2 protein-coding genes are annotated in these 2,595 nt (G+C 32.3%); one reads left to right on the top strand and one right to left on the bottom strand.

Annotated features, from left to right (window positions below; all coding sequences use genetic code 11):
• Nucleotides 1-460: 460 nt before the first annotated feature.
• Complete coding sequence (locus BK137_RS21600) at nucleotides 461-1,324, bottom strand: hypothetical protein (RefSeq protein ID WP_038181003.1); 864 nt, start codon at nucleotides 1,322-1,324, stop codon at nucleotides 461-463.
• Between the two features lie 250 nt (nucleotides 1,325-1,574).
• On the opposite strand from BK137_RS21600, the gene BK137_RS21595 reads away from it, so the two are divergent.
• A complete protein-coding gene (locus tag BK137_RS21595; protein WP_038181001.1) occupies nucleotides 1,575-2,216 on the top strand; it encodes a hypothetical protein in 642 nt (213 codons plus the stop codon).
• The last annotated feature ends 379 nt before the right edge of the window (nucleotides 2,217-2,595 follow it).

Below are 2,595 nucleotides of genomic sequence, written 5' to 3'. Positions count from 1 at the left end.
ATTGTAAACATGAAAAACCCGTACCTAATTATATTCTTCATAATTCCCCTCCTTTTATTTGCTTCTTAAACTATCCTGCCCCGTTAGTTCAATAAGAAAAAGGCTCTACTCCTTATTGAAATAAAGCACCCGTTAGTTTAAGAAGAACAGCGACGCTTATTAAACAATAGCGCCCGATTGTGGAAGATAATAAGCACATGTCTTCTTTAACTAACTTAACATTAGTTGAAGAAGATTCATTCTATCCCCTTAAATCCCCAATAGTTTTTTTGGGAAAATAATTATTTAATCCATATAATTAAATGTATGATTGGACTTTGTGATAATTCAATATCATGCGCCTTTCCTGTCTCGAGCTTTTCTCGATATAAGTAATATGAGGAAGTTTATTACTAATAGGAATAGTACCACGTGTATTTTGGGTCAACTCCAGTTAAGTAATTCAACCTAAAATTCTATTCTATTTTGTAGCTGCGTAATCACCATAGTAGTAAGTTCTATCTAAATCATCATATTTAGGAGTAGCAATTATGGTATATTTACCGTTTTTATCGACTTCAAACAAAGCAACATTATTATATTCCCATCCCACAAAATGATCTGGATTTGAATCATCTACTAACATATCTATGTTGTATATACCTTTTGTTAATACTCCACTCTTTTGAAAGTCCTCAATTAGATCCTTGGCCTTTGGAATAGGATGTTTATTTTTATTTATATCAAATTCAAATAGAAAATTAACCACACCTACATACCTGCTATTATAATTTTCACGTCGGGGGTCACTTGGTATTAATGTAGGTAAAAGATCAATAGTATCAATCTTTTGAGTCTTTTTAAAATCATCAAGTAGCTCTTTAGAATCATTTATATTAAACTCCATGTTATCGTAAGGAAATATACGAATAGGACCATTTTCTTCTGGGACAGTTTTATTAGGATATTTTACTAACCCATAATTTTTTATGATCTGTCTCATTACTTGAACTACTTCTGGATGTTGCTCAATATATGCACCCTTGAATTGTTCGAAATAGATATCACTACTTTCCTCTTTTAAAATTTTCAAAGTATCTCTTTTAATCATTAGGGACGGATAAGCACGATACGGCTTTTTCATTTCTATATAAGTTTGATGGTCAATACCTTCAAACCAATTATTAGTTGTCTTAATAATAGAAAACTCATCTTGTATTCCATAGTTTGTTTTTAAATATTCTTGTATTGGTTGATTCAGATCATCTTTAGAGAAACATCCACTAATAATTAGGATTGATGTACTTGCTAAGATGACTTGAATCAATCTTTTAATACTCTTCATTTTCCAAACTCCGTTTCCTAAATTTTAATAATATTATAACATTTTCCATTAAACTAAACTGCCCCGTTAGTTCCATAAGAAAAAGGCTCTACTCCTTATTGAAGTAAAGCCCTCCGTTAGTTGAATAAGCACATACTTTATTCAGAAAAGGTAACAATACAATCAATTCGATAAAGTCGTAAAGAGGTGTATTGAAGAAAATGAAAAAGATGTTAATCGTTTTTATACTATCCCTAGGAGGGAGAAATTAATGAAGAAAAATCTTTTACTTCTCTTCATTTGTGTATTTTTAGTTAGTTGTCAACAAAGTACAGACCAAGATACTACGATGGATTCGAACATAGAATCAGAAGTTGCTTTTTTCCCTGACATAGAAATGGGCTTAACATTAAAAGAAGCACTTGAAATGGCCCATAAAGAAGCACTTAAATGGAATAAAGAAGCGATGTTATATAGTGGAACTAGTGTTGACAAGGATAAAGTGCCAACAGGAATGGACGGCAGAAGAAAAAATTGGAACATCGAATTTGGTATACCGGGTAAAACAGACTTTTATCTAGTAACTATCCGAGACGGAAAGGTACTAGATAAAGTGCATGTGCCTAATGAAATGGACGCTATGCCTAAAAATCAATTTATTTCTAAAGTTGAAGATTTTAAGTATGATACACCTGAATTACTAAAAGTGGCACTAAAAACCACCAAAATATATCCAGGAGACACTTTTGCTAAGGGATATAATTTTGGTTTCACTAAACACCTGAAAAAAAACGTTCCAATTGTGCAGGTTATCGGTTGGGATAAGGCCAAGAAAAATATGATTTATTTAATGTTCAACGCAGTAACAGGAAAGCTAGAAGATAATTTGGAAAGAGAACAATATAAAAACTAAAAGGGGTTGTATTCATGAAAAAATATGCGGTTATCTCCATCCACAAACCAGCGATTCGATAGAGGCTTTGTATGCTCTATCCACAACAAGAACAAGTTAACTCCATTACGGAATAAGAAAAAGATGCCCAGGAAAGGCAGCCGATTCTTAAACTAAAGCACCCCGTTAGTTGAATAATAAAAAATTCCGTTTAATGCGTCAACAGTAGCATTAGCGGAATGTATTTAAGGAGTTGATACGTGAGATGATTTTTCAACACGTGATGTAACAAATTCCTTGTTCAACTAAACTGCCTCGTTAGTTTGAATAAAAAAAGAGCTGTCTAAATAGCTCCAAGATCTTCTACTAAAGCACCTGTTAGTTTTGAATTACTTATTTT

This window comes from Viridibacillus arenosi (assembly GCF_001955655.1).
GTDB lineage: Bacteria > Bacillota > Bacilli > Bacillales_A > Planococcaceae > Viridibacillus > Viridibacillus arenosi.
Note: the sequence above shows the minus strand (reverse complement) of the source record. Positions and strands in the feature narration are given on the sequence as shown.

Bases quoted from the DNA above. Each gene is read 5' to 3' on its own strand.
- BK137_RS21600 (WP_038181003.1), bottom strand. From the start codon at position 1,324: ATGAAGAGTATTAAAAGATTGATTCAAGTCATCTTAGCAAGTACATCA.
- BK137_RS21595 (WP_038181001.1), top strand. From the start codon at position 1,575: ATGAAGAAAAATCTTTTACTTCTCTTCATTTGTGTATTTTTAGTTAGT.